Source organism: Streptomyces sp. NPDC050997 (assembly GCF_040660135.1).
Classification (GTDB): Bacteria; Actinomycetota; Actinomycetes; order Streptomycetales; family Streptomycetaceae; genus Streptomyces.
Genome location: NZ_JBFAGK010000008.1, coordinates 233,219 through 259,127 on the forward strand (window position 1 = coordinate 233,219; position 25,909 = coordinate 259,127).

Below are 25,909 nucleotides of genomic sequence, written 5' to 3' on the forward strand. Positions count from 1 at the left end.
CCTCACAAGAATGTGAGACCGTGTCAGTTTCCGCTCCCCACACGACCGGATCGACCAGAGCCGCCGTTCTCCACGCCCCGCAGGACCTGCGTGTCGAGGAGATACCGCTGCGGAATCCGGGCCTGGGCGAAGTCCTCGTGGAGATCGATGCCGTAGGCGTCTGCGGCTCGGACATGCACTACTTCGCCGGCGGCAGGAACGGCCAGAACACCCTGCGCGGGCCGACCGTGCTGGGCCACGAGGCCTCCGGGATCGTCACCGAAGCCGGGCCCGGCACCGACATGAGGCCCGGCACGCCGGTCGCGATCGAACCGGCCGTCGGCTGCGGGGCCTGCGCGACCTGCCGCGCGGGCCGGTACAACCTCTGTCCGGCCGGCACCTGCTTCGGGTCACCGCCGACACACGGACTGATGGCCGGACAGGTCATCGTCCCCGTCCGCGCCGTCCATCCGCTGCCCTGCGGGCTCCCTCTCGAACTCGGCGCGCTGATAGAGCCGTTGGCCGTCGCCGTATGGGCCGTACGCCGGGCCCGGATCGCCTTCGGCCACCGGGTACTGGTGACGGGAGCCGGACCGATCGGCATCCTCGTCGCCCAGGTGGCGCGTGCCGCCGGTGCCGTCGAGGTGATCGTGACCGATGTCAACGACGCCAGGCTGGCGCAGGCACGCGACCTTGGTGCCACGTAGGTGGTGAACACCGCCGACGAGGAGCTCCAACTCTCCGGTCTGGACCGGCTGGTGGAGTGCTCGGCTCATCCCGCCGCGCTCTGGCAGGGCATCCAGGCCCTGCGACCCGCCGCCCGTGCGACCGTCGTCGGCCAGGCCGCCCCGTCGGTGGACGGCCTGCCCCTGGCGCATCTGCAGCGCTGGGAGATCGACCTCGTCACCGCGTTCCGCTACGCGCACGCCTTCCCCACCGCGCTCGCCCTGGCCGCCGACGGCCGGGTCGACCTCGCTCCCCTGCTCACCGGGCGTTTCTCCCTCGACGGCGCCACCGACGCGCTGCGCGCACCGGTCACGGACCCGACCCACCTCAAGGTCGTCGTCCGTCCCAGCGGCACGACCGCCTGAACCACGGCCCCACAACGGCCGGACCCACAGGGAATCGCGAGGCCGGAGACATCACTCTCCGGTACCGCTCCGCTGTTCCTCTTCTCCCCTCTCAGAGCCGCACCTCGACGTCCCCCGCCGTTCTGAGGCCATCCCCATCCAAGGAGGCATGGATGATGGACACTCCCACCGAATCCCTGACAAACGATCCGACTCCGCCCTCGGCACCCACCAAGAGCGTCACCGCGGACCCCGGCGCAGTCCGCCGGGCCGCCTGGGCCGGGCTCGTCGGCACCGCCCTCGAGCAGTACGTGCCGAAGTCACCGGTCGGCGAGGTCTTCCGGCACGGCCGCAAGCCCATGCTGCTCGTCCTGTTCATGAACGTCGGAATCAGCGCGCAGTCGTACACCTACCAGGTCTTCATGGCCTCGTACCTGGTCTCCACGGTCGGCGTGGACGCCTCGTTCGTGCCGAAGGTACTCATGATCGGCGCTGCCTGCGGCGGTCTGGGTGCGATCGGATTCGGCATCCTCTCCGATCGCGTCGGGCGCAGGCCCGTGTACTCCGCGATCCTCGCGGCGCTGGTGCTGCTGCCAGGTCCGTCGTTCATCGCGCTCAACACCGGGTCGCCGATCGCCATCACGGTGACGATGATCTTGGGCTTCGTCCTGGCCGCACAGGGCGCCGTCGGCGTGCAGATGAGCTACTTCCCCGAACTCTTCGGCAGCCGCTACCGGTACGCCGGCGTCACCCTGGGCCGCGAGTTCTCCTCTGTCCTCGGCGGCGGCGTCGCCCCGCTGATCTGCGCCTCCTTGCTCACCGCCTTCTCCGGATCATGGATCCCCGTCGCGGCCTACATGACCCTGATGATGGTCATCAGCCTGGTCGCCGCACGTCTGGCGCCGGAGACCCGCAACCGCGACCTGCTCTGTGTCACGGACGCGACGTCCCGGCCGTCGGCCACCACCTCGGTCACCACCGAATCGAGTACGTCATGAACATCGCCGCCCCTGACGCACCGAGTGCGCCGTTCTGAAACGACGAGATCCCGCCCAACTCGATGAGCTGGACGGGATCTCGTGATCCGCATGGTGATCGTTCCCGGGGACAAGGATCGGTTCCCGATCTCAGGAGTGGCGGTGATATGCCTTGTTGGCGATGCGCCAGCCGTCGTCGGCGCGGATCAGCAGGAAGATGTCCGTGAACGTGTCTGCGCCGTGCGAGAGCGTCATGGTGGCGGTCGCAACGGTGCCGTGGACGTCGATGGTGTCGATGCGGCGGGTACGGGTCGGTTCGTCCGGGGCCGGCTGGCCCTGGAAGAGGGTGCAGTAGTCGTCCACGGGCCAGGAGACGAATGCGCCGTCTCGGATCCCTTCTATGCGGGCGGTGGGAAGGAACGCGTCGCGGAAGTGGGTGGGGTCGCCGGTGGAGTGTCCGCGGATGTAGGCGCGGAGCGGTTTGAGCACGGCCTTCTCCACGTCGGGGACCGTGGCGGCGACGGCGATGTCGGCCTCGGGGGCGGCAGGAGTGTCGACCAGGCCGGCCGCACTCCGCAAAGGGGTGTCCGACGCGGCGGCCAGCAGCGCCATGTCCTTGACCAACGCACCGATCGTGAATTCGGCCATGGCAGCGGTTGGCTCATCGAGGAGGAAGTGTCGCTTTCGGGCCACGAGCCCTCCGAGCTGGCCGAGTTCGAGGATGTCCAGCGTCTGGGTTCGGGGCAGGCCGAGGGCGTCGGCCTGCCGCAGTGAGTCACGCAGTGCGAGGACGGCGCCGGCGAGGCTGTTGTTGGCGATCAGCTTGAGCGCGGCGGCGGTGGAGGCGTCGTCCGCGCGCCGGACGGTGCCCAGCGTTTCCAGAACCGGTCGGACTCGGTCGAGTGCGTTCTGGTCTGCGGCGGCGAGGATCTGCAGGGTGCCGGCGACTGCAGCCGGCACCGAGCCGAGCAGGGGCGCGTGGACGTAGGACGGGCCGAGTTGCCGGTCCAGTATCGATGCTTCGGCGGGGGCGATGGTGCTGGTGTTGAGCACGATCGTGTCCGTTCGCAGTGAGTCACGGACGTCGTCGAGGACTTGCCGGCAGGCCGGGCCGTCGAACAGTGCCAGGAGTACGAGGTCGGCCTGCGCCACGGCCTCGTTCGGGTCGCCGGTCATCTTGACGGTGCTCGATGTGCGCCCCGAGCGGGTCCAGCCGACGACGTCCCAGTCCTGGGCGGCCAGGCGTGTCGCGATGGCGCCGCCCATGCGCCCCAGACCGAGGACGGCGATCGTGTGCGGTGTGGTCATGCGCGCCACAGTGGTGCACCTCGATGGGAGCGACAAGCGCAGATCTCGCATGCCCGCCCTGCGGGGCCCGCATACCGACTGGGCATACTGCCGCCATGGATCTGACCGTGTGGCGGGCCTTCGTGACTGTGTGCCGGGTCGGATCGCTGTCGGCGGCGGCAGCCGAGCTCAATCACACGCAGTCGGCGGTCTCCCGGCAGATCGCCGGGCTGGAGCGGCAGCTCGGCGTGCCTCTGGTGGAGCGCCATGCGCGTGGTGTGCGTCCGACGCCGGCCGGTGAGGTGTTCCGGCGCCATGCCCTGGCCACGCTCAATGAGGCCGACCGCGCCGTTCGCGCTGTACGAGACGTTCGCGACGGGGTGTGTGATCGTCCCCTGGCCATCGCCGTCTCTCGCCGCGGGGATCGTCCCTGAGGCCGTCCGGGGCCTGCTGAGGCAGGCCGGATCCATCCGGTGGAGCCTGCTCCCCGGTCTGAGCGCACAGCTGCACGGCCGCGTGATCGCGGGCGATCTCGACATCGCCGTCGTCACCGACGCTCCGCCGGGGCTGGCCGTCGCCCCGCGGGTCGAACGCCGGTTCCTCGGGCTGGACGAGATGGTCGTCGTCATGCCGGTCGGCCATCCGCAGGCCGGGCACGGGCCGGTCCGCATTCAGGGTCTGGCCGACCAGACCTGGGCCGAGGACAACGACGGCTCGGCGGCGCTCCTTCGCCAGCACGCCGCCCGCGCCGGGGTCAGCGCCCGCATCGACCTCACCGCGGCTGATCTTCCCGGCAAGCTGGCCCTGGTCGCCACTGGTCATGCCATCGCGTTGATCCCCGGAGTACTGACGAGCGCGCTGCGGGCCGATGTCACCGCAGTCGGCCTTGTGGATCCCCCGACCCGCGGTATCTACACGATCACACCGCGCCGCGATGCCCACCCCTGCGCAGCGTCTCTGCACGACCAGCTCGCCATGGCGTTCGCCGCGTCCCGTCCAGCTCAAGCCGCCCACCAGCCGACCGGGACGGGCACCCACCATCCCCACGCGCCCGCTGGCCAACCCCCCACGGAGTAAAATCCCGCACCCCCCGATATCCGCACCCGGACTTCCGGACCAGTCAAGAAGCGCGGGCATCACCAGCCCGGAAAGCATCAACTGATGTGAGTCCAAAGCGACTTGGCCGCCGAACGCTATCTGGTCGTCCAGTCCGCCCTAAGCCACCAAGTCGCCCGCCTCGAAAAGGAACTGGGCGCGAGACTCTTCGAACGCACCAGCCGCCGGGTACGGTTGACGCCGGCCGGTGCGGCCTTCCTTCCCGCAGCCCGGGAGTGTCTGGACGCCGCCGAGCGCGCGGCCAACGAAGTCGCCGCGGCTGTCGGCGAGGTACGCGGACGGCTCGCCGTGGGCGTCATCCCGTCCGTCGCCGCAGTCGACATCCCTGACGCCCTGCGCGACTTCCACCAGCAGTACCCGAACGTGCGCATCAGCCTGAGCGTGGGCGTGTGCGGGCTCACGCCAGGGGGGTGAGCGCGTCCTCCAACGCCGCCCGCGCGCCGCGAGTTGCTGTACTTCGCTGCTGTACGGCACGCAAAAGCCCCTGCCGGATCTCCCCGGCAGGGGCTTCGAGTTGCGATGTGTGGACCTGTGGGGATTTGAACCCCAGACCCCCTCGATGCGAACGAGGTGCGCTACCAGACTGCGCCACAGGCCCTTGCAACGAGTGAAACTCTAGCATCCCCGTCCGGGTGCTTGGAAATCCGTTCCCCGGCTGGTCAGGGAGGGCACTGTGACCACACGTGCCCGGCCCTCGGAGCTCACTCGTTGGCGGCCCGGGGCCGGTCACCGTCCTCGTACTGGTCGAAGAGCGGGGTGCGGCCGCGTTCGCGGGCGCGGCGGGCGGAGGCGGCGCGGCGGGCGTCACTGCGACCGTCCGCCGACCTGTCGTCCGCGTCGGCGGGGTCCTCCTCCGATCCACCGTCCCGGGCGACGGGCTCCGCCTCCTGGTCGGGCGTGACGGTGCTGGAGCGCGCCGAGCTCCACGCGTCCGGCGCGCCCAGGTCCACGTCGGAGGTGGCCCGGGGGGCGACGGGGGCGGTCACGTATGTCGGCAACGGCACCGGTACCGGGTCCCAGCTGTCCCCCTGGCCCGGGCGCTGCTGCCGCTCACGCTGCTGGTCGACCCACTCGGCGTGGTCGGTCTGCTCGACGAGCGCACGCCGGTCCGCGGCGAGCGCCGACATTCCGTGGTCGGACGCCGGCTCCGGGCCTTCCTCCGGCACGTCGGAGTCGACGCCCTCTTCGACGGCTGCCCGCCGACGCGGCTGGCGGGCGCGCTCACGCAGTCGCTGCGCGGCGGCCTCGGCCGTGCGCCGGTCCATCTGGTAGGCGAAGCGCCGCCGTTCCTGGGAACGCAGGTACGCGATGTACGTGCTGAGCAGTACGGCGGGAACACCGGGCGCCCACAGGTACTTGAGCCCTCCGACCGCGGCGACGACCGCGCCCAGCGTGAAGGCGAGGAAGAGCATGACCGTGGTACGCCGACGTCGCGCGAGCGCCTTCGTACGCTGGGCGCGCGCCGCGGCCGCCTCCGCGGCGGGCGTACGCCGGGGGGCCGGCACTCGCTTGGGCGCCGAGGCGACCGATTCCTCCCGTACGGAATCGGGCCCGGATTCGCGGACGGGCTCCCGAACGGGTTCACGGACAGGTTCCCGTACGGGCTCCCGCACCGGTTCTCGTGCCGGTTCTCGTGCCGATTCCCGCACCGATTCGCGCGCTTGTTCCGCGCGCCCCGGGCTCTGCGCCTGGACCACCGCCTGCGCCTGCGGGCGGGCCGGAGGCATGGCGAAGGCACGGACGTCCACCGAGTCGGTGGCGACGCCCGCGCCGACGGCGCCTGGCTCCCCCTCCTCGGTGGAGCGCGCCCGCAGGTCCTTGGCGTATCGGCGCTCCATCCCCGCCCGTCCGGACAGCAACCGGATGGCTGTGCTGAAGCGTTCCGTCGGACGGGCCTCGTTCAGCTCGTCCTGCCTACGGAGCCACATCGGCACCAAGTAGGCGGCCCAGGCCCCGACAATGACTGCGTAGATGAGGCCGCTGCTGCTCACGCCTCACACGGTAGAGGGGTTTGCGTGAGGCCATCCGCCAATTGAGTCGGTGTGTCGCACGATCTGGCTGATATTTCGAGCTTTTTTTGTGAACGATGCGATCAGTAGGCCACCGAGGTAGCGAAATCAACGCCCCAAGGCGGTCATCCACCGATCATTTTCGAACATATATTCAATTTCCCGGGATATGGACCTCTGCGCATTAGGTACGGACCACTGGTCGGCGACCAGCGACTCGCGACCAGCGACTACGCGGGATTGTCGTGGGGCGTGCTCCTGGAGCGTGCCCGCTGCCAGCGCCTGAGCAAACCGTCCGGCACCTCTTCCGAGGTGAGCGCGAACACGAGATGGTCGCGCCACGCGCCGTCGATGTGGAGATAGCGCGGGCGCAGCCCCTCATCGCGGAATCCGAGTTTCTCCACCACCCGGCGACTGGGCACGTTCTCGGGGCGAATGCAGACCTCGATGCGGTGCAGACCCACGGCCCGGAAACAGTGGTCCACGACGAGCGCCACGGAGGTCGGCATCACCCCGCGGCCGGCCACCGACTCGTCCACCCAGTACCCGATGTGTCCCGAGCACATCGAGCCCCAGGTGATTCCGGCGACCGTCAACTGCCCGACCAGCCGCCCCTGGTACTCGATGACGAACGGCAGCATCCGTCCGGCGTGCGCCTCGGCCCGCAGATGCCGGACCATCTGCCGATAGGTCGGCCGGTGCGCGATCGGGCCGCTCGGAGTGGGCGGCGGAATGGTCGCCTCCCACGGCCGCAGCCAGTCCCGGTTGCGCCGGTTGACCTCGCGCCAGGCCCGCTGGTCGCGCATTCTTATCGGCCGGAGGACGACATCGCCGTCCGCCAGTACGACGGGCCAGGATGGGCTGTTCAGCTCGCACCCCCACTGCCGGAGCCGGGTCTTGGGTGGTCCCCGCCGCGGATCTGGTCGACGGCGTGCGTCAACAGGGGCTCCAGGACGGCGAGACCGTCCTTCACCCCGCCGGAGGAACCCGGCAGATTGACGATCAGTGTCCGTCCCGCCACTCCCGCCAGGCCACGGGAGAGCGCCGCCGTCGGTACCTTCTCCCGGCCGAAGGCCCTGATGGCCTCCGCGATGCCCGGTACCTCGTGGTCGATCACCCGGCGGGTCGCCTCGGGTGTGCGGTCGGTGGGCGAGATGCCGGTGCCGCCGGTGGTGACGACCACGTCGTACCCGGCGTCGACGGCGGCGCGCAGGACGGCTTCCACGGGGTCGCCGTCAGGGACGACCTGGGGTCCGTCGACGGCGAAGCCGAAGCTCCGCAGGCCGTCGGCGATCAGCGGGCCGCCCTTGTCCTCGTACACCCCGGCCGCGGCCCGGTTGGAGGCGGTGACCACAAGAGCTCGATACGTCATGCCCGGCTCCAGTCGCCCGACTTGCCGCCCGTCTTCTCCTCGACCCGTACGTCCGTGATGACCGCTCCTTTGTCGACCGCCTTGATCATGTCGATCACGGTGAGGGCGGCGACGGAGACCGCGGTGAGGGCCTCCATCTCGACGCCCGTGCGGTCCGTCGTCTTCACCGTGGCCAGGATCTCCACGGCGTCGTCCGCGACCTTCAGGTCCAGTTTCACACCGGACACCGACAACGGGTGGCACAGCGGGATGAGGTCCGGGGTGCGTTTGGCGCCCATGATGCCCGCGATCCGCGCGGTGGCGAGGGCGTCGCCCTTGGGAACGCCCTCGCCCCGCAGCAGCTCGATCACGCGGGGCGAGACCAGGACGCGGCCGCTGGCGCTGGCGGTGCGCGCGGTCACGTCCTTCGCGGAGACATCGACCATGCGGGCCGCGCCCGCCTCGTCGATGTGGGTCAGTCGGTCCTGCGCTGAGGGTCCGGGGGTCTCCCCCCGGGAAGGCGTTGTCATGCTGTGTGGCGCTCCCGGTCCGGGCCCGGCGCGCGGGCCTGCTGTGCGCGACACGGTACCGCCAAGTCGAACCGTCGAGCGGCGCGGACCCCGCGGCTCAGCCGAGCAGCACGACCTCGACCTCGGTGCCCGGCTCGACGGACTCCACGTCCTCGGGGACGACGATCAGCGCGTCCGCGTGTGCCAGGGCCGCGACCAGGTGCGATCCGGCGCCGCCGACCAGGGTCACCGCGCCGTCGGCGTACATGCCGCGCAGGAACTGCCGACGGCCCTTCGGCGAGGTCAGCGCCTTGTCGGCGGTCAGCTTCGCGCGGGTGCGCGGCCGGTGCACGTCGTCGAGGCCCATCAGGGTGCGGATCGCGGGGCGCACGAACAGCTCGAAGGAGACGTACGACGACACGGGGTTGCCGGGCAGCGCGAGCAGCGGGGTGTGGTCGGGGCCGATGGAGCCGAAGCCCTGGGGCTTGCCGGGCTGCATGGCGAGCTTGCGGAAGTCGATGCCGCTGCCGGCCTCGTCCTCGTCGCCGACGTACGACAGGGCCTCCTTGACGACGTCGTACGCCCCGACGCTGACCCCGCCCGTGGTGACCATGAGGTCGGCGCGCACGAGCTGGTCCTCGATGGTGGAGCGGAGTGTCTCGGCGTCGTCGGCGACGGCGCCCACCCGGTAGGAGATGGCACCGGCGTCGCGGGCGGCGGCGGTGAGGGCGAAGCTGTTGGAGTCGTAGATCTCACCGCTGCCGAGTGCCTCGCCGGGCTGGACGAGTTCGCTGCCGGTGGACATGATCACCACGCGCGGACGGGGGCGCACCCGGACGGTGGCGCGCCCGATGGCGGCGAGCAGGGCGATCTGCGGCGGCCCGAGGACGGTGCCCGCCTCCAGGGCGCGGTCTCCGGCCTTCACGTCACTGCCCTTGGCGCGCACATGAGCGCGTGCCTCGGCTGGGCGGTACACGTGTACGTGTCCCTCGGCGCCCTGGGGGGCCAGGGCGCGGGCGCGCATCGCGGTCACCGGGCCCTCGCCGAGGCCGCCGTCGGTCCACTCGACGGGGACGACGGTCTCGGCGCCGGGCGGCAGCGGGGCGCCGGTCATGATCCGGGCGGTCTGGCCGGGGCCGACGTGGAGCAGCGCGGCCTGGCCCGCGGCCACGTCCCCGATGACCTCGAGGACGGCCGGATACTCCTCGCTCGCACCCGCGACATCCGCGACCCGCACCGCGTACCCGTCCATGGAGCTGTTGTCGAACGGCGGCAGGGACACCGGCACCGTGACGTCCTCGACCAGGACGCAGCCCTGGGCGTCGAGGAGTTGCAGCTCGATGGGTTCGAGGGGGCGGACGGTCGCGAGGATGTCCTCCAGGTGCTCGTCCACCGACCAGAGGTGGTCAGGGCCGGCGGTGCGGGGGGCGGCGCTGCTCAACGTTGCTACATCTCCTCGGCTACGTAACTGCGAAGCCAGGTCCGGAAGTCCGGGCCCAGGTCTTCACGTTCGCACGCGAGTCTGACAATGGCACGCAGGTAGTCGCCGCGGTCGCCGGTGTCATAGCGGCGGCCCTTGAAGACGACGCCGTGCACCGGGCCGCCGATCTTCTCGTCCGAGGCGAGCTGCTGGAGGGCGTCGGTGAGCTGGATCTCGCCACCACGACCGGGCTCGGTCTTGCGCAGAATGTCGAAGACGTGCGGGTCGAGGACATAGCGGCCGATCACCGCGTAGTTCGACGGGGCGTCCGCCGGGTCCGGCTTCTCCACCAGGCCGGTGACCTTGACGGTGTCGGCGTCGTTGGTGGGCTCGACGGCCGCGCTGCCATAGAGGTGGATCTGCTCGGGCGCGACCTCCATGAGCGCGATGACGCTGCCGCCGCGCTGCTCCTGGACCTCGACCATCCGCTTGAGCAGCGGGTCGCGCGGGTCGATCAGGTCGTCGCCGAGGAGGACCGCGAAGGGCTCCTGGCCCACGTGGGGGGCGGCGCACAGGACGGCGTGACCGAGGCCCCTGGGGTCGCCCTGGCGAACGTAGTGCATGGTCGCGAGGTCGCTGGACTCCTGCACCCTGGCGAGGCGACTCGCGTCACCCTTCTTCTGAAGGGCCGATTCCAGCTCGTAGTTGCGGTCGAAGTGGTCCTCCAGGGGGCGCTTGTTGCGGCCTGTGATCATGAGGACGTCGTCCAGGCCGGCGGACACGGCCTCCTCGACCACGTACTGGATCGCGGGCTTGTCGACGACCGGCAGCATCTCCTTGGGAGTGGCCTTGGTGGCCGGCAGGAACCGGGTGCCGAGACCTGCTGCTGGGATGACAGCCTTGCTGATCCGAGGGTGCGACTGAGTCATGCGGCAACCTTATCCGGTGCCTTAGATCGGAATCTGAGGCTCCGGTGAATTAGCTCTCATATGAGCACATTGAAAGGGTACGGGTGCAGCCTTTGAGCCACAGCGGACGTCCGGCCGAGCCTGACAAGCGAACGTTGCGGCAGGAGTTCCTCACGGTGAGGAACAGGTTGACGGCCGATGACGTGCGGGAAGCGGCCACCGCGCTGGCCGGCAGGGCACTGGACCTGCCCGAGTTGGCGGGGGCGCGCACGGTGGCGGCGTACGTCTCCGTGGGTAGCGAACCCGGCACGCTCACGCTGCTGGACGCGCTGCGCGCGCGGGGCGTGCGAGTCCTGCTCCCGGCGCTGCTGCCCGACAATGACCTCGACTGGGGCGCGTACACCGGTGAGGGTTCACTCCAACGCGTCCGACACGGCGGGCGGATGGCCCTGTTCGAGCCCGCCGGGGAGTATCTGGGCCCGGACGCCGTGACCGGCGCCGACGTGGTACTGCTGCCGGGGCTGGCGGTCGACGCGCGCGGGATGCGTCTGGGGCGCGGCGGGGGCTCGTACGACCGCGTCCTCGCCCGTCTGGAGCGCGCGGGCGCGCACCCCGCGCTGGTGGTGCTGCTGTACGACTCCGAGGTCGTGGAGCGCGTGCCGGCCGAGGCACACGACCAACCGGTGCGGGCGGTGGTGACGCCGTCGGGCGTGCGCCGCTTCCCGTCGGACTGATCGGACTGAGAGGCCCGGCTCCGAAAGGGGCCGGGCCTTCGACAGCTCAGGGTTTCGACAGCTCGCCGCTGCGGCGGCTCACGGCCTCAGCGGCTCACGGCCTCAGCACCAGCGAGTCGCTCGTGCTGTCGTCGACCGCCTTGTCGGAGTAGGACCAGTCCAGCAGCTCACCATCGGCCCACTTGCCCGTCTGGTCGGTGTAGTGGGCGCTGAAGGCGTGCCCGGAGGCGCCGGTGAGGTTGATCCACTTCGACTTGTCGAGGTCGTCGAGGTTGACCACCATCCGCATCGACGGCACCCACACGACCTCGTATCCACCGGCGGCGTTCCAGCCGGTGGCGTTGACCGCCGCCTCGCCGCCGCTGAGCTTCCACGGGCCGCGGTTGAGCATGTACTTGAGGAAACCGGGGCCATCGGTGCCGAGGGTCTGGTTCTTCAGGAACAGGCGGTGCAGCCGGCCCCAGCTCCAGGTGTCGATGTCCTTGCCGAGCTTGGCGGTCAGTTCCCAACGGGCGTCGATCAGGGCGCGCCTGAACAGTTGGTCGCGGTTGTTCGCCTCGGGGCGGGTGCCCGACTTGGGCGTCTTCCACCAGTCGCTGTTCTCGTCGTCCATGAGGTTGCGCACCACCTCGAACCACCGGTCGCCGCCGTCCGGCTGGGCCTGGTCGGCGTCGCGCTCGCCGCACTCGCGGACCTTCTCGGTCTCGTCGACGGGCCCGGTGGTGTTGACCGGGTCCACCCACAGGCACTGGCCCTCGACCCGCAGCTCCTTGGGCAGCTTGTTGCCGAAGGAGAGCTTGAGGATGTTGCGCCAGACCGAGTTGAAGTAGGCGGCCGCCGCCGAGTCGGCGTCCTGGGTGTAGTCCCAGCCCTCCAGGAGCTCCTGGGCCTCGCGGACGTTCTTGTCGCCGACGTCGATCTTCAGCAGCTTGGGCACGAGCAGCTTGGCGATCTCACTGCTGTTGTCCAGCTGCATCTGCCGCATGTCGTCGGTGGAGATCTTGCCGCCGCCCTTGATCTTCTGCTCGATCAGGTCGGTGATCCGCTGGCTGCGCGTGCCGTAGCCCCAGTCCGTGGTGAGCGTGTAGGGGTACTTGTCCTTGTCGACCACGGCCTGGTTGGCGGTGACGATGTAGCCGCGTTCCGGGTTGTACTCGTAGGGCAGCTCGTCCTTCTTGATGTAGCCGGTCCACTTGTACTTGGGGTCCCAGCCGGGCGCCGGGATGGAGCCGTCGTCGCCCTTCGCGCGCGTGGGGATCTTCCCGGGCAGCGTGTAGCCGATGTTGTCCTTGGTGTCGGCGTAGACCAGGTTCTGCGACGGCACGTCGAACAGCGCGCCGGCCTCGCGGAACTCGTTCCAGTCGGTGGCTCTGTCCATTGCGAAGACGGCGTCCATGGAGGTGCCCGGGTCCAGCGCGGTCCAGCGCAGGGCGATGCCGTAGCCTTCGCCGCGGTCGGGGGCCGCGGTGTCGACCGTAGCCTTCTTGCCTACCTTCACCAGCTCGTTGTCACGGTCGGACAGCAAGGGCATTCCGTCGCTGGTCTGCCGGACGACGATCTTCTTGGAAGAGCCGCCCGCGACCTTGATGGTCTCCTCGCGTGTGGTGAAGGGCTTCACCTTGCCGCCGTAGAGGTAGCCGTCGCCGGAGAGCTTCTCCAGGTAGAGGTCGGTGACGTCGACGCCGGAGTTGGTCATGCCCCAGGCGATGTTCTGGTTGTGGCCGATGACCACGCCGGGCATGCCCGCGAAGGTGTAGCCGGTGGCGTCGTACTGACACTTGCTGGAGATCGCGCGGCAGTGCAGGCCCATCTGGTACCAGACGGACGGCAAGGAGGCGGACAGGTGCGGGTCGTTGGCGAGCAGCGGCTTGCCGTTGATGGTGTGCTCCCCGCGCACCACCCAGGAGTTCGAGCCGATGCCGTTGCCGTTCACGCCGACGGCCGTGGGGACGTCGTCCAGGACGTTCTGGAGGCCCGTCAGCTGACCTTGCAGGGCGGAACCGGCCGTCCCCGAGGTGCCGCTCGTGCCGCCCGTGCCCGTGCCGGTACTGGTGCCGGTACCCGTGCCGGTGCCGGTCCCCGTGCCCGTCCCGGACGCGTCGTCGTCGCCGCCGTCGAACGTGCCGGTGAGCTCGTCGTACTGGCCCTGCTGGACGATCGTCTGGTTGCGGCTGTAGGGGTACTGCGGGTACAGGTCGGCGATCTGCTTGGGGCCGAGGCGGCTGGTCATCAGGGCGCGGTCGATCTCGTCCTGCATGTTCCCGCGCAGGTCCCAGGCCATCGCCTTCAGCCATGCGACGGAGTCGACCGGGGTCCACTTCGCGGGCTTGTAGTCGTTGGTGAAGCCGAGCGCCGCGTACTCCAGGGAGATGTCCTCGCCGCTCTTGCCCTGGAGGTAGGCGTTGACCCCCTTGGCGTAGGCCTGGAGGTACTTCTTCGTGGAGGCCGACAGGGTCTTGTCGTACTCCTGCTTCGCCACCCGGTCCCAGCCCAGCGTGCGCAGGAACTCGTCGTTGTCGACCTGGTCCTTGCCGAACATCTCCGAGAGCCGCCCGGAGGTCATGTGCCGGCGCACGTCCATCTCGTAGAACCGGTCCTGCGCCTGGACGTAGCCCTGCGCCATGAACAGGTCCGCGTCGGAGGAGGCGTAGATCTGCGGGATGCCGTACCCGTCCCGCTTGACGTCGACGGGTCCGGACAGGCCGTCCAGGGTACTCGAGCCCTTGGTCTGCGGGAACGAGGCGCGAACCGTACTGACGGACCAGTACGCCCCGTAGGCCACGCCTCCGATGATGGCCAGCACGAGGACAAAGCCGAGCAAACGGGCTTTGCGCCCCTTCTTCCTGCCGGACTTGCCGGGCTTCTGACCCGATGAGGCGGTGGTGTTGGGGGGCATCGCTGTCCTTGCTGTCCTAACGCGAGCGGCAGGCGGGCGTATCCATTTGACTGAGCGCTGGAGCAACCATAGGCGCAGGGCCCGGTGCCACTTGACGCGGAGTCGGGAACTCGGAAGCACACGCGTTCGATCTCGCCACTCCGAGTGTCAAGAAATCGTCAAGAGTTAGGTAAGGTAACGAAGTACTTGGATGCGAAACGATTCTCCTTCGTGTCCGATGTACGTGAGCCCGCGAGAATGACGCCGCGGGCCAGGGAAGGGAACGGCCGCTGACTGTCCACCACCTCAACCAGCTCCTGCTCGTCTGCTCGCTCGTTCTGCTCGTCGCCGTGGCAGCGGTTCGGATCTCCTCGCGCAGCGGGCTCCCCAGCCTGCTCGTTTACCTGGGGATCGGCGTCGCCATGGGCCAGGACGGCGTCGGCGACATCCACTTCGACAGCGCCGCGATGACCCAGGTCATCGGATACGCGGCCCTCGTCGTGATCCTGGCCGAGGGTGGCCTCGGCACGAAGTGGAAGGAGATCAAGCCGGCCCTGCCCGCCGCCTCCACGCTGGCGCTGGCCGGGGTCGCGGTGAGCGTCGGGGTGACGGCGACGGCCGCGCACTACCTGGTCGGGCTGGAGTGGCGGCAGGCGCTCATCATCGGAGCGGTGGTGTCCTCGACGGACGCGGCGGCGGTCTTCTCGGTGCTGCGCAAGATCCCTCTCCCCGCGCGCGTGACGGGCACGCTGGAGGCCGAGTCAGGCTTCAACGACGCCCCGGTGGTCATCCTGGTGGCCTCCTTCTCCACCGCGGGCCCGTTCGAACACTGGTACGTGCTGCTCGGGAAGATCGCTCTGGAGCTGGCCATCGGCGCCGCCATCGGCATCGCGGTGGGCTGGCTGGGCTCCTGGGGCCTCAGGCACGTCGCCCTGCCCGCCTCCGGCCTCTACCCGATCGCCGTGATGGCGATCGCCGTCACGGCGTACGCCGCGGGCGCGATGGCCCACGGCAGCGGCTTCCTCGCGGTCTATCTCGCCTCGATGGTGCTGGGCAACGCGAGGCTGCCGCACTGGCCCGCCACCCGCGGGTTCGCCGACGGGCTCGGCTGGATCGCCCAGATCGGCATGTTCGTCCTGCTCGGCCTGCTGGTCACCCCGCACGAACTGGGCGACGACATCTGGCCGGCGCTCATCATCGGGCTGGTGCTGACGATGGTGGCCCGCCCGCTGAGCATCGCGCTCTGCCTGACGCCGTTCCGGGTGCCCTGGCAGGAGCAGACCCTCATGTCCTGGGCCGGACTGCGCGGAGCGGTGCCCATCATCCTGGCGACCATCCCGATGGTGCAGGGCGTCGACGCCAGCCGCCGCATCTTCAACATCGTCTTCGTCCTGGTCGTCGTCTACACCCTGGTCCAGGGACCGACCCTGCCCTGGCTCGCCGGCAAGCTGCGCCTGGGCGGCGACCCGGACGCCGCCGCCGACCTGGGCATCGAGTCGGCGCCCCTGGAGCGGCTGCGCGGGCACCTGCTGTCCGTGGAGATCCCCAAGGGCTCGAAGATGCACGGCGTCGAGGTCAACGAGCTGCGCCTGCCGACCGGGGCCGCGGTCACCCTGGTCGTCCGCGAGGGAAAATCGTTCGTACCGCTGCCCACGACGGTGCTGCGGCACGGGGACGAGCTCCTCGTGGTCGCCACCAACCCCGTCCGGGACGCCGCGGAACGGCGGCTGCGCGCGGTCGGCCACGGCGGCAAGCTGGCCGGATGGCTGGGCACGGACGGCATCGACACAGGCCGTTAAGGTCGTGTTTCATACGGTTCACACCCCAGGCAATCACAGGCACACGACCCCATGGTGCTCGTTTTCACAGGCCCGCCAGCCTTGATCCCTGTAAGCTGAAGGCGCACTTTGATCGAACCAACTCTGCCTGACGCAGAGCTGGCGCGACCGTATGGCGGCCGGGACGCTCCTGACAGCGGGCTTTGGCATCTACCGCAGTCCGCGCAAGAGGACAGCTCTCGGCGCCTCGCCCCCCAGGGGGCCACGCCACCAGGCGGCAGAAAGGCACGGGCCGTGGCATCCACGGTCACCTCCCGCCCCGGATACGGACAGCTGCTGCGCACCCGCGGCGCCTGGACGTTCCTGCTTCCCGGCTTCGCGGCACGCCAGCCGTTCGCGATGCTCACCGTCTCCATCGTGCTGCTCGTGCAGCACACCACCGGCTCGTACGGGGCGGCGGGCGCCGCCGCGGCCGTCACCGGTGTCTCCATGGCCCTGTTCGCGCCCTACGGCGGTCGCCTCGCCGACCGCCACGGACAGCGCGCGGTGCTCATCCCGGGCGTCGTGGTTCACGCGCTGTCGGGCCTGACCCTGACCGCGCTCGCGCTGTCCCACGCCCCCCTGTGGGCGCTGCTCTCGGCAGCCGTGCCGACGGGCGCCTCGACGCCCCAGATCGGCCCCATGGTGCGGGCCCGCTGGGCCGCGAAGCTCCAGGACTCGCCCCTGATGTCCACCGCGGCGGCCTTCGAGTCGGTCACGGACGAACTGACCTTCGTCGTCGGCCCGCTGCTGGCCACCGCGCTGTGCACGGCGGTGGATCCCGCCGCGGGCCTGGTGACGGAGGCCTCACTGACGCTGCTGGGCGGCCTCCTGTTCGCCGCGCAGAAGAGCACCCAGCCCACTGTCGCCGCCGACGGGCACGCGCGCGTGGAGCACATCTCGGCCCTGCGCATCCCCGGAGTGCGGGTCCTGATCGTGGCGTTCCTCGGCATCGGCTCCGTCTTCGGCGGCATGCAGGTCTCGCTGGCCGCGTTCAGCGAGTCGATCGGCGAACCCGGTCTGAACGGCGCCCTGTACGGCGTCTTCGCCGCCGGCAACATGCTCTCCGGCCTGGTCTGCGGCGCCATCGCATGGAAGGTGGCCCCGCGCCGCCGTCTGCTCGTCGGGTACGCCGCCCTCGCGCTGACCGCGTCCGGCCTGTGGGCCGCGCACTCGGTGCCCGTACTGGCCGGCTTGGGCCTGCTCGTCGGCATGTGCATCGCGCCCGCTCTGATCACCGGCTACACCCTGGTCGAGGAGCTGGTCCCGGCCGGCGCCCGCACCGAGGCGTTCACCTGGCTGACCGGGGCGGTCGCACTCGGCCAGGCGGCGGCCGTCACGATCGCCGGACAGCTGGAGGACCGCTTCTGGGGCGGCGCCGGATTCCTGGTCCCGACGGGCGGCACGCTGCTCGCCCTCGCGACCCTGCTGGCACTGCGTTCACGACTCGCGGCACGGCCCCACAGCCGGACCGTGGCACGTGGCGTGGGTCACCGAGTGCCGGTGGCAGTGGACTGATCCTCAGGAATACGCCACTATGGACCATCGTTAGCACTCATTGACTGAGAGTGCCAGGAGGAAGACAAGTGCCGACCTACCAGTACCAGTGCACCGAATGTGGCGAGGGCCTCGAGGCGGTGCAGAAGTTCACCGACGACGCACTCACCGAGTGCCCCAACTGCCAGGGCCGCCTCAAGAAGGTGTTCTCCGCGGTCGGCATCGTCTTCAAGGGCTCCGGCTTCTACCGCAACGACAGCCGCAGCTCCTCGTCGAGCAGCGCGCCGTCGTCCTCGAAGTCGGCGGCGTCCGCTTCGTCGTCGGAGTCGAAGTCCTCCGACTCGAAGTCGTCCTCGGACTCGAAGTCCTCGGAGTCGAAGTCCTCGAGCTCGAAGTCCTCGAGCTCAAGCACGGGCAGCTCGTCCAGCAGCAGCTCCGCCGCGTAGGACCAAGCCCTCCCCGCCGCGTAGGACCCTTTTCTTACGGGACCCTGTCGTCTTATGACGGCGGGGTCTTCGGCGTTTCCGGGGGCGGTTAGGGTGCGGGCATGGCGAACAAGGCGAACGCGGAAATCGGTGTGATCGGCGGCTCCGGCTTCTACTCGTTCCTCGACGACGTGACCGAGATCCAGGTGGACACCCCCTACGGGCCGCCCAGCGACTCCCTCTTCCTCGGCGAGGTCGCCGGCCGACAGGTCGCCTTCCTGCCCCGGCACGGACGCGGCCACCATCTTCCGCCGCACCGCATCAACTACCGGGCCAACCTCTGGGCACTGCGGTCCGTCGGTGCCCGCCAGGTCCTCGGCCCGTGCGCGGTGGGCGGCCTGCGCCCCGAGTACGGGCCCGGCACGCTGCTGGTGCCGGACCAACTGGCCGACCGTACGAAGTCCCGGACGGGCACGTACTTCGACGGGCTGCCGCTGCCGGGCGGCGCGGTGCCGAACGTGGTGCACGTGTCCCTGGCCGATCCCTACTGCCCGGTCGGGCGGGCGGCCGCGCTGAAGGCGGCACACGGGCGGGACTGGGAAGCGGTGGACGGCGGCACGCTGGTCGTGATCGAGGGGCCGCGTTTCTCGACCCGCGCCGAATCGGTGTGGCACCAGGCGCAGGGCTGGTCGGTGGTCGGCATGACCGGACACCCCGAGGCGGCGCTCGCCCGTGAACTGGAGCTCTGCTACACCTCGTTGGCCCTGGTCACCGATCTCGACGCGGGCGCCGAGACGGGCGAGGGCGTCTCCCACGACGAGGTGCTGCGGGTGTTCGCGGCGAACGTGGACCGGATGCGAGGCGTGCTGTTCGACGCCGTGGCCGCGCTGCCCCCGACCGAGGAGCGGGACTGCCTGTGCGCGAACGCGCTGGGCGGGATGGATCCGGGGTTCGCGCTGCCGTAGGGGTTCTGGCCCGCCTCACCGTTGTGGGGGGGGGGGCGGCGGGGGCGGTGAGGCGGGCGGGGGCTGGGCCGGCGGGGCGGAACGTCCCGTTCGGGTGAGGGAGTTGTCCACAACTCGGCAGTAGCCCACTGGCCTCAACAGGAATCGGCGCGAAGCCGCATCGTGGCATCGCAAGCCGATCCCTCGTCGCAGGTGGTGGTCCCATGTCCTTCACACCCTCGCCCTCGCCCTCGCCCTCGTCTTCCCTCTCCCCTTCCCCCGCTCCCGTTTTCCCACGGCCGCTCGGCGTGGAAGCTCCCCCGACCTGCGAGGTGCCGCACTTCGCCCCCGTGCGCATCCGCGGCGGGCGTTATCAACTGCAGCGACTCGTACGGCATCGACGGCGCGCAGTGGCGGTCGGCCTCTCCGTCACGGCGGCCGCGGTCCTGGCCGCGGGACCCACGGGCCCCCAGGAAACGGAACGGCCCCGGGGGCTTCCCGCGGCAGATCCCGTACGGGAACACCGTGCCGTCCAGCTCGTGACGGCACCGGTGCGGATCGCCGACGCGGCCACGGTCCGGCTGTTGCGGCCCGGTGACCGGGTGGACGTCATCGCCGCCGAGCAGACGGCGGCAGGCGGTGACGCCCATGTGATCGCGCGCGGAGCACGGGTGACGAAGGTGCCGGAGGCGCTGGAGACACCGGGCGGCGCGGCCGAGGGCGGGGCGCTCGTCGTGCTGTCGGTACCGCGCTCAACCGCCGCGCGTCTCGCCGGCGCGAGCACGACGGCACGGCTGGCGGTGACACTGTGCTGACCCACACGATGCGCACCCCGCGCACACACGTCCCACCACTACAGCCGTCACGTCCCTCGTTGGAGCCACCCACATGGACAGGGTCGCCTCGTCCTCGCGTAGGTTGCGGAGCTGTTTGTTCCATTACCGGTTCGTATGAGGAGTGTCCCCGAGTTGAGCGAGAAGAAGCCAAGCGTCTTGCAGGGGTTCAAGGCCTTCCTGATGCGCGGGAACGTCGTCGACCTGGCGGTGGCGGTAGTCATCGGCGCCGCCTTCACCAACATCGTCAACTCCGTGGTGAAGGGCCTGATCAACCCGCTGGTGGGAGCGGTCGGCACCAAGAACCTCGACAGCTACAGCTCTTGCCTCCAAGCCCCCTGCAAGGTGGCCGCGGACGGCACGGTGCTGCGCGGTATCCCGATCATGTGGGGCACCGTCCTCGGCGCCGCCCTGACCTTCGTGATCACCGCGGCCGTCGTCTACTTCCTGATGGTCCTGCCGATGTCGAAGTACCTGGCCCGGCAGGAGGCCCGCAGGAAGGCGAAGGAGGGCACCCACGAGGTCATCGAGGTGAGCGAGCTGGAGGTGCTCAAGGAGATACGCGACGCGCTGGTCGCACAGCGGCGGCAGGACGGCTCAGGCTACGACAAGCGGTAGCGACCGCGGTCCGCGATGCCCGGCGGGTTCAGAGGTGGTGGGGCGGCTTCTCGTCGAGGAAGCGCTTCAGGTCGGCCGCGCTGTCGGCCGCGCCACCGGGCCGCTCGCCCCATCCCCGGTCCGTGTCGTCCGAGGACTGCTGGTCCAGCGGGTCGTCGAAGATCAGCGCGTGCTTCGGCTCACGCGGCTCGGGATCGGGGGCGGTGGTCATGCCTCCAGAGTACGGCCCTGCAGCCGACCCACCGCTGGTGAAGTCATCCACAAGCGATTCCGGTGCCGATCTGCTGTGCTGGACCCATGACGTCCGGTTCTCCTCCCGCGCCCTCCCCCAAGGCCGCACCCGAAGGCAGCGGACCGCTGCGAAGGCTCACCGCTCGTGGCCGCGACGAGACCCACCGAGTGGCCTCGCCGCTGGAGCTCCTGTTCGACCTGTGTTTCGTCGTGGCGATCGCCCAGGCAGGCATCCAGCTGGTGCACGCCGTGGCCGAGGCGCACGCGGGCGAGGGCATCCTCAACTACGCGATGGTCTTCTTCGCCATCTGGTGGGCCTGGATGAACTTCACCTGGTTCGCCTCGGCGTACAACAACGACGACGCCCTCTACCGGGTCGTCACCCTGGTACAGATCGCCGGCGTCCTGGTCCTGGCGGCCGGGATCTCCCGGGCGTTCGCGGACCACGAGTTCCTGGCCGTCTGGCTGGGCTACGTGATCATGCGGCTCGCCATGACGGCGCAGTGGCTGCGGGTGGCGCTGTCGAGCGAGGGCCCGGAGCGGACGATGGCCCTGCGGTATGCCGGCGGCGTACTGCTCTGCCAGGTCGGCTGGCTGGGTCTGTTGGTCCTGCCCGAGGGCGCCCGGCCCTGGGTGTTCCTGGTGATGGCGTTGCTGGAGATGTGTGTGCCGCCGTACGCCGAGAAGGTCCACCCCACGTCCTGGCATCCGCACCACATCGCGGAGCGGTACGGACTGTTCACGATCATCGTGCTCGGCGAAACGATCGCCGCGGCCACGGTCGCCGTGAAGTCGGGCATCGACGAGAACGACGCGCTGGACGAGCTGCTGCCGATCGCCGCGGGTGGTCTGCTGATCATCTTCGCCGCCTGGTGGATCTACTTCGTGGTGCCGATCCACGGGCATCTGCGCTCCAACAAGCAGGCGTTCTTGTGGGGGTATGGCCACTACGTGGTCTTCGCGTCGGCCGCGGCGATCGGCGCGGGGCTGGAGGTAGCGGTCGAGCAGGCGGTCGGCAAGGCGCACATCTCCACGCTGGCCGCGGCGGCCGCGGTGACCCTTCCGACGGCGCTCTATCTGCTCACCGTGTGGGTGCTGCACTCCCGGTACTACAAGGTGGGCATCGCCCAGCAACTGGTGCTGCCGTCCACGGCACTTCTGGTGATCGCCAGTTCCTTCCTGGGCGCATGGGCGGTGTTCGTGGCGGGCATCGTGGCGGCGCTGGCGGTGGTGGTCGGCACGACGCTCACGGCACGTACGACCGCCCGGGAGGCCGGCGCGGCTCGGGCTGCGCGGGAGGCTGGGGACGCGCGGGTCGTCTGATCGTCCTCGGGCGTCCGACCGGCGTGGGGCGTCCGACCGGCGTGGGGCGTCCGAGCACGCGGAGGGGGCTTGCCCGGCACGGGATGCCTCATGGCGTCGGTGGACGGGGCAGCGGGACGGGTGTCGGTGGACGTAGCAGCCAAACGGACGTCGGCGGGCGCGGGAGCGCTGGGGCCCCTGGTGGCTGGACGAGACTGAGGTCCATGACTGTTGACGCATTGACGGACATCGCCGGTGTACGGGTGGGGCACGCCACGCGTGCCGGCAGGGGCTGGCTCACCGGCACCACGGTCGTGCTCGCGCCGGAGGGCGGGGCCGTGGCCGCCGTGGACGTGCGCGGCGGCGGGCCCGGCACCAAGGAGACCGACGCCCTGGACCCGCGCAACCTCGTGCAGAAGGTCGACGCGATCGTGCTGACCGGTGGCAGCGCGTACGGCCTCGACGCGGCGTCCGGGGTGATGGCCTGGCTGGAGGAGCAGGGGCGAGGCGTACCGGTCGGGGTGGACCCGGCGCAGGTCGTGCCGGTGGTGCCCGCGGCCTGTGTCTTCGACCTGGGCCGGGGCGGCGACTTCCGGGCCAGGCCGGACGCGGCCATGGGGCGCGCCGCGGTCGAGGCGGCCGCGGCGAGCGAGCTCGGCGCACGGGTGCCGGAGGGATGTGTGGGCGCGGGTACGGGCGCCACGGTCGGGCCGCTCAAGGGCGGTGTCGGCACCGCGAGTACGGTGCTCGGCTCGGGCATCACGGTGGCCGCGCTGGTGGTGGCCAACGCGGCGGGATCGGTGACGGATCCGGAAACGGGGGTTCTGTACGGGGAGTTGTTCCAGGGACGGGTGGAGTACCCGGAGGCAGGCGTCCATGACCATGCCCTCCGTCGCCTCGCCGACGTCGCGGAGAAGAACCCGCAGCCCCCGCTCAACACCGTGCTCGCGGTGGTCGCCACCGACGCCGACCTGTCGAAGGCCCAGGCGCAGAAGCTGGCCGGCTCCGCGCACGACGGCATCGCCCGCGCCGTGCGACCGGCGCATCTGCTCCACGACGGCGACACGGTGTTCGCGCTGGCGACCGGCGCCCGCCCGCTCGGCACCGATCACCCCCGCGCACTCAACGACATCCTCGCGGCGGGTGCGGACGCGGTGACCCGCGCGATCGTCCGCGCCGTGCACGCCGCCACGTCGGTGCACGCGCCGGGCGGGACGTGGCCGTCGTACGGGGAGTTGTACGGGGAGTCATAGGTGGGCGTGCAGCGGGCCGGACGGGAGCCGCCGGCCGGTAAATGGCGCGTGATTGTCCCGGTTGTGTCACGCGATGGCGTTCATCGCGACCGGAGGGAACCCGACCGGTCCGCGATCCCTTCTTTCTTCACACACTGGAGCGGATCACCCACCGCACAAGAACCTGGAGCAGCCCGTGAAAACGCCGGACACAGCGAAGCGGCGCGCACTCGGGGCCTGTGCCGCCTTGATGGTCGGCGCCCTCACCCTCACCGCCTGCGGCAGCGACGCCAAGAACGACGACAAGGGGAGCGACGGCTCCGGCAAGACGTCGTCCGCGAAGATACTCATCTCGGCCAAGAACGGCTCGACCGAAGCGTCGATCAACTCGACCGGCGTGCGGGTCAGCGACGGCACACTGACCGACGTGAAGATGACGGTGGCGGGGGCGGGGACGGCCGTACCGGGAACGATCTCCGTGAACGGCAGCGCCTGGAAGCCGAAGGAGCAGCTGGAGCGCGGGACGAAGTACGAGATATCGGCGACCGCGAAGGACACGAACGGCAAGTCCACCGCCGCCGAGTCGGCGTTCACGACCGTCTCCAAGGCGAACAGCTTCATCGGGACGTACACGCCGGACGACGGGTCGACCGTCGGTGTCGGGATGCCGGTGTCGTTCAACTTCGACAAGGCCATCAGCGACAAGAAGGCCGTGCAGTCGCACATCACGGTGACGTCGAGCGGTGGGCAGAAGGTGGTCGGGCACTGGTTCGACGCCCAGCGGCTCGACTTCCGGCCCGAGGAGTACTGGAAGGCCGGCACCAAGGTCACGATGAAGATCGACCTGGACGGGGTCGAGGGCGCGAACGGCGTCCAGGGTGTGCAGAAGAAGACCGTCAGCTTCACGATCGGGCGCTCGCAGGTGTCCACGGTCGACGTCAGCACGCAGACCATGACGGTCGTCCGGGACGGCAGCACGTTGAAGTCGGTGCCGATCTCGGCGGGCAGCCCCGAGTTCACCACGTACAACGGGCAGATGGTGATCTCCGAGAAGTACCGGAAGATCCGGATGGACAGCAGGACGGTCGACCTCGCCAACGCCTACGACATCTCTGACGTGCCGGACGCGATGCGGCTGACCACGTCGGGCACCTTCATCCACGGCAACTACTGGTACAACAAGGCCGATCCGCCCTTCGGCCGCCAGGGCACCAGCCACGGCTGTGTGGGCCTCCAGGACGTGCGGGGCGCGCAGGGCGACACCCCTGCCAAGTGGTTCTTCGACAACTCGCTCATCGGGGACGTCGTGATCGTCAAGCACTCCCCCGACAAGTCGGTGGCCCCCGACAACGGGTTGAACGGCTGGAATGTGCCGTGGAGCGAGTGGGTCGCGGGCAGCGCCACGTGATCACTGCCAGCGTGCGTAAGTAGCCTCTGAACTGCGGTTTTTGACGATTCATCGGGCCGCTTGGGAACTTTCCCCGCGGCTCGGGCGTTTTCCGGGCGTACGTTTTCTCGGTTCCCGGACATGATGTCCGACCGAGGGGCTACGGTATGCACCCACAAGGTGACATGCAGCAACGCCGGGAGAAACCTTGAGCGTTCCGTACGAGACGGCAGCGTACGAACCACCCGAGTCGCCCGAGTCTCCGGAGGAGCATCTCGCGCGGCTCCTCGGCCGTGCCCTGAACTCCTTCGAGCTGCCGGACGAGACGATACAGCGACTGGACTGCGCGCTGGCGCACGACAGTTCACTGCACTCCGCGCACCACAGCGCGGGGCTGCACCGTGAGACGTATCGGCACACCTGGCTGCTCGACGACGGCTCGGCGCTCACACTGTGGGAGCTCGTCCACAACACGGCGCTGGGCAGCGTCCCGCAGCACGAGGTGTATGTCGACGAGGAGGAGCTGCGCACGGCGACCGCGCGGCTGCCGCTGCCGCCGGACGCACCAGACTTCGAACTGCCGGTGACGGTGCAGGTGTCGCCGGTCCCCGCGCCCCTGCACGCGTACGCGCAGGACGACTCGGCGGACCACGCGCGGCGGCTGCTGCGGCGGGCGGAGAACGCGGACCGGCCGGACACCGAGGCGGCCGCGTTGCTGGCCACGGCATGCGCCCACCAGATCACGCAGGCCTTCGGGCGCCCGGGCCGGGCGGGCCGTGCCGGGTTGTGCTTCTCGCTCTACGAGCACGCGTTCCTGCTGCGCGACGGCGAGGAGGTCTCCCTCTGGGAGGTCGAGCACACCGCCACACCGGACGGCCGGCACATGTGCGAGGTGTATGCGAGCGAGGACGCGGCCAGGGACGCGATGGAGCGCCGGGCGGCGCAGGTCTTCTGAGCCTTGCGTCAACGGTCGGCGGTGTCAGCGGCCGGCGGTGTCAGCGGCCGGCCCTATCAGCTGCTCAGCCGCGTCAGTGGTCGGCGCTGAGTCGTCGTACCAGGCCCGCGAACTCGTCCTGTTCCACCGGGGTCAGTTCGACCGCTTCACGCTGCGGGCCGACCTGCGGCTGATGGGGCGGCTCGGACCGGGCCTGCGCGCGCAACATGGCGGCCTCGTCGCGACCGCGGCGCAGCATCACGGCCAGCCCGATCCCCCAGGCGACGGTCACCAGGACGAGGAAGGTCATACCGAGCAACTGGTAGACGGAGACGTGCTGAGGCATGCGCTCCAGTAGACACCACGGTCCGGGACCGAGGTCCCGGACCGTGATGTATCTCGCATGTGCCGTGAACAACTCACAGCGTCCCAAAGGGACAGAGCGCGGAGCGGC

The 25,909-nt window shown here is 70.0% G+C and carries 24 protein-coding genes, 1 tRNA gene and 2 pseudogenes; 16 read left to right on the top strand and 11 right to left on the bottom strand.

Annotated features, from left to right (window positions below; genetic code table 11):
- Positions 1 to 20: 20 nt before the first annotated feature.
- The 3 genes from AB0H86_RS20675 to AB0H86_RS20685 all read left to right on the top strand — a co-directional run bounded on the left by AB0H86_RS20675 (position 21) and on the right by AB0H86_RS20685 (position 2,047).
- On the top strand, positions 21 to 686 hold the full coding sequence (locus tag AB0H86_RS20675) for an alcohol dehydrogenase catalytic domain-containing protein (protein ID WP_362440343.1): 666 nt from the start codon (positions 21 to 23) through the stop codon (positions 684 to 686).
- Complete coding sequence (locus AB0H86_RS20680; protein ID WP_362440346.1) at positions 687 to 1,070, top strand: hypothetical protein; 384 nt, start codon at positions 687 to 689, stop codon at positions 1,068 to 1,070.
- A gap of 152 nt (positions 1,071 to 1,222) precedes the next feature.
- Complete coding sequence (locus AB0H86_RS20685) at positions 1,223 to 2,047, top strand: hypothetical protein (protein WP_362440349.1); 825 nt, start codon at positions 1,223 to 1,225, stop codon at positions 2,045 to 2,047.
- A gap of 129 nt (positions 2,048 to 2,176) precedes the next feature.
- Here AB0H86_RS20685 and AB0H86_RS20690 read toward each other — a convergent pair whose 3' ends face one another.
- A complete protein-coding gene (locus tag AB0H86_RS20690) occupies positions 2,177 to 3,334 on the bottom strand; it encodes a nuclear transport factor 2 family protein (RefSeq protein WP_362440352.1) in 1,158 nt (385 codons plus the stop codon).
- 95 nt (positions 3,335 to 3,429) lie between these two features.
- On the opposite strand from AB0H86_RS20690, the pseudogene AB0H86_RS20695 reads away from it, so the two are divergent.
- Together AB0H86_RS20695 and AB0H86_RS20700 are read left to right on the top strand one after the other, a co-directional pair.
- Positions 3,430 to 4,390, top strand: a pseudogene (locus AB0H86_RS20695) (LysR family transcriptional regulator).
- Between the two features lie 102 nt (positions 4,391 to 4,492).
- Positions 4,493 to 4,816, top strand: a pseudogene (locus AB0H86_RS20700) (LysR family transcriptional regulator); the annotation flags it as partial.
- Between the two features lie 137 nt (positions 4,817 to 4,953).
- Here AB0H86_RS20700 and AB0H86_RS20705 read toward each other — a convergent pair.
- The 7 genes from AB0H86_RS20705 to galU all read right to left on the bottom strand — a co-directional run bounded on the left by AB0H86_RS20705 (position 4,954) and on the right by galU (position 10,647).
- Positions 4,954 to 5,027: transfer RNA gene (locus AB0H86_RS20705), tRNA-Ala, on the bottom strand.
- Positions 5,028 to 5,130: 103 nt separating this feature from the next.
- Positions 5,131 to 6,420, bottom strand: a complete 1,290-nt coding sequence (gene glpR / locus AB0H86_RS20710; protein WP_362440355.1) for a gephyrin-like molybdotransferase receptor GlpR — start codon at positions 6,418 to 6,420, stop codon at positions 5,131 to 5,133.
- 248 nt (positions 6,421 to 6,668) lie between these two features.
- Positions 6,669 to 7,307, bottom strand: a complete 639-nt coding sequence (locus AB0H86_RS20715; protein ID WP_362440681.1) for a GNAT family protein — start codon at positions 7,305 to 7,307, stop codon at positions 6,669 to 6,671.
- A complete protein-coding gene (locus AB0H86_RS20720) occupies positions 7,304 to 7,810 on the bottom strand; it encodes a MogA/MoaB family molybdenum cofactor biosynthesis protein (RefSeq protein WP_362440358.1) in 507 nt (168 codons plus the stop codon). The genes AB0H86_RS20715 and AB0H86_RS20720 overlap by 4 nt, the downstream gene beginning before the upstream one ends.
- Complete coding sequence (gene moaC, locus AB0H86_RS20725; RefSeq protein WP_362440361.1) at positions 7,807 to 8,319, bottom strand: cyclic pyranopterin monophosphate synthase MoaC; 513 nt, start codon at positions 8,317 to 8,319, stop codon at positions 7,807 to 7,809. The genes AB0H86_RS20720 and moaC overlap by 4 nt, the downstream gene beginning before the upstream one ends.
- 97 nt (positions 8,320 to 8,416) lie before the next feature.
- On the bottom strand, positions 8,417 to 9,739 hold the full coding sequence (gene glp / locus AB0H86_RS20730; RefSeq protein WP_362440364.1) for a gephyrin-like molybdotransferase Glp: 1,323 nt from the start codon (positions 9,737 to 9,739) through the stop codon (positions 8,417 to 8,419).
- 5 nt (positions 9,740 to 9,744) lie between these two features.
- Complete coding sequence (gene galU, locus AB0H86_RS20735; RefSeq protein WP_362440367.1) at positions 9,745 to 10,647, bottom strand: UTP--glucose-1-phosphate uridylyltransferase GalU; 903 nt, start codon at positions 10,645 to 10,647, stop codon at positions 9,745 to 9,747.
- Between the two features lie 92 nt (positions 10,648 to 10,739).
- Here galU and AB0H86_RS20740 point away from each other — a divergent pair, with 92 nt between their 5' ends.
- Positions 10,740 to 11,360 (top strand): 5-formyltetrahydrofolate cyclo-ligase, encoded by a 621-nt coding sequence (locus AB0H86_RS20740; protein WP_362440370.1) that lies wholly within the window; start codon positions 10,740 to 10,742, stop codon positions 11,358 to 11,360.
- Positions 11,361 to 11,454: 94 nt separating this feature from the next.
- Here AB0H86_RS20740 and AB0H86_RS20745 read toward each other — a convergent pair whose 3' ends face one another.
- Positions 11,455 to 14,256, bottom strand: coding sequence for a penicillin acylase family protein (locus tag AB0H86_RS20745; RefSeq protein WP_362440373.1), 2,802 nt, complete (start codon positions 14,254 to 14,256; stop codon positions 11,455 to 11,457).
- A gap of 269 nt (positions 14,257 to 14,525) precedes the next feature.
- Here AB0H86_RS20745 and AB0H86_RS20750 point away from each other — a divergent pair, with 269 nt between their 5' ends.
- The 6 genes from AB0H86_RS20750 to mscL all read left to right on the top strand — a co-directional run bounded on the left by AB0H86_RS20750 (position 14,526) and on the right by mscL (position 20,369).
- A complete protein-coding gene (locus AB0H86_RS20750; RefSeq protein ID WP_362440684.1) occupies positions 14,526 to 16,034 on the top strand; it encodes a potassium/proton antiporter in 1,509 nt (502 codons plus the stop codon).
- Positions 16,035 to 16,307: 273 nt separating this feature from the next.
- The gene (locus tag AB0H86_RS20755; RefSeq protein WP_362440376.1) at positions 16,308 to 17,570 is read left to right on the top strand and encodes an MFS transporter; all 1,263 of its coding nucleotides are present in this window, start codon (positions 16,308 to 16,310) and stop codon (positions 17,568 to 17,570) included.
- A 68-nt stretch (positions 17,571 to 17,638) separates the two neighbouring features.
- Complete coding sequence (locus AB0H86_RS20760; RefSeq protein WP_362440379.1) at positions 17,639 to 17,995, top strand: FmdB family zinc ribbon protein; 357 nt, start codon at positions 17,639 to 17,641, stop codon at positions 17,993 to 17,995.
- A gap of 101 nt (positions 17,996 to 18,096) precedes the next feature.
- Positions 18,097 to 18,939, top strand: coding sequence for an S-methyl-5'-thioadenosine phosphorylase (locus tag AB0H86_RS20765; RefSeq protein WP_362440382.1), 843 nt, complete (start codon positions 18,097 to 18,099; stop codon positions 18,937 to 18,939).
- 203 nt (positions 18,940 to 19,142) lie between these two features.
- Entirely contained in the window at positions 19,143 to 19,733 is a 591-nt protein-coding gene (locus AB0H86_RS20770) for a hypothetical protein (protein ID WP_362440385.1), read from the top strand.
- A gap of 153 nt (positions 19,734 to 19,886) precedes the next feature.
- Positions 19,887 to 20,369, top strand: a complete 483-nt coding sequence (gene mscL, locus AB0H86_RS20775) for a large conductance mechanosensitive channel protein MscL (protein WP_362440388.1) — start codon at positions 19,887 to 19,889, stop codon at positions 20,367 to 20,369.
- A 28-nt stretch (positions 20,370 to 20,397) separates the two neighbouring features.
- On the opposite strand, the gene AB0H86_RS20780 is transcribed toward mscL, so the two are convergent.
- Complete coding sequence (locus AB0H86_RS20780) at positions 20,398 to 20,580, bottom strand: hypothetical protein (RefSeq protein ID WP_362440391.1); 183 nt, start codon at positions 20,578 to 20,580, stop codon at positions 20,398 to 20,400.
- Between the two features lie 86 nt (positions 20,581 to 20,666).
- On the opposite strand from AB0H86_RS20780, the gene AB0H86_RS20785 reads away from it, so the two are divergent.
- The 4 genes from AB0H86_RS20785 to AB0H86_RS20800 all read left to right on the top strand — a co-directional run bounded on the left by AB0H86_RS20785 (position 20,667) and on the right by AB0H86_RS20800 (position 25,476).
- The gene (locus AB0H86_RS20785) at positions 20,667 to 21,923 is read left to right on the top strand and encodes a low temperature requirement protein A (protein WP_362440394.1); all 1,257 of its coding nucleotides are present in this window, start codon (positions 20,667 to 20,669) and stop codon (positions 21,921 to 21,923) included.
- Between the two features lie 203 nt (positions 21,924 to 22,126).
- Entirely contained in the window at positions 22,127 to 23,155 is a 1,029-nt protein-coding gene (locus AB0H86_RS20790) for a P1 family peptidase (protein WP_362440397.1), read from the top strand.
- Positions 23,156 to 23,330: 175 nt separating this feature from the next.
- Positions 23,331 to 24,542: an Ig-like domain-containing protein gene (locus AB0H86_RS20795; RefSeq protein WP_362440400.1), complete on the top strand. Its 1,212-nt coding sequence runs from the start codon at positions 23,331 to 23,333 to the stop codon at positions 24,540 to 24,542.
- Positions 24,543 to 24,729: 187 nt separating this feature from the next.
- On the top strand, positions 24,730 to 25,476 hold the full coding sequence (locus tag AB0H86_RS20800; protein WP_362440403.1) for a DUF6227 family protein: 747 nt from the start codon (positions 24,730 to 24,732) through the stop codon (positions 25,474 to 25,476).
- A 73-nt stretch (positions 25,477 to 25,549) separates the two neighbouring features.
- Here the strand turns inward: AB0H86_RS20800 and AB0H86_RS20805 are convergent, their stop codons facing one another.
- A complete protein-coding gene (locus AB0H86_RS20805) occupies positions 25,550 to 25,801 on the bottom strand; it encodes a hypothetical protein (protein WP_362440406.1) in 252 nt (83 codons plus the stop codon).
- Positions 25,802 to 25,909: the final 108 nt, after the last annotated feature.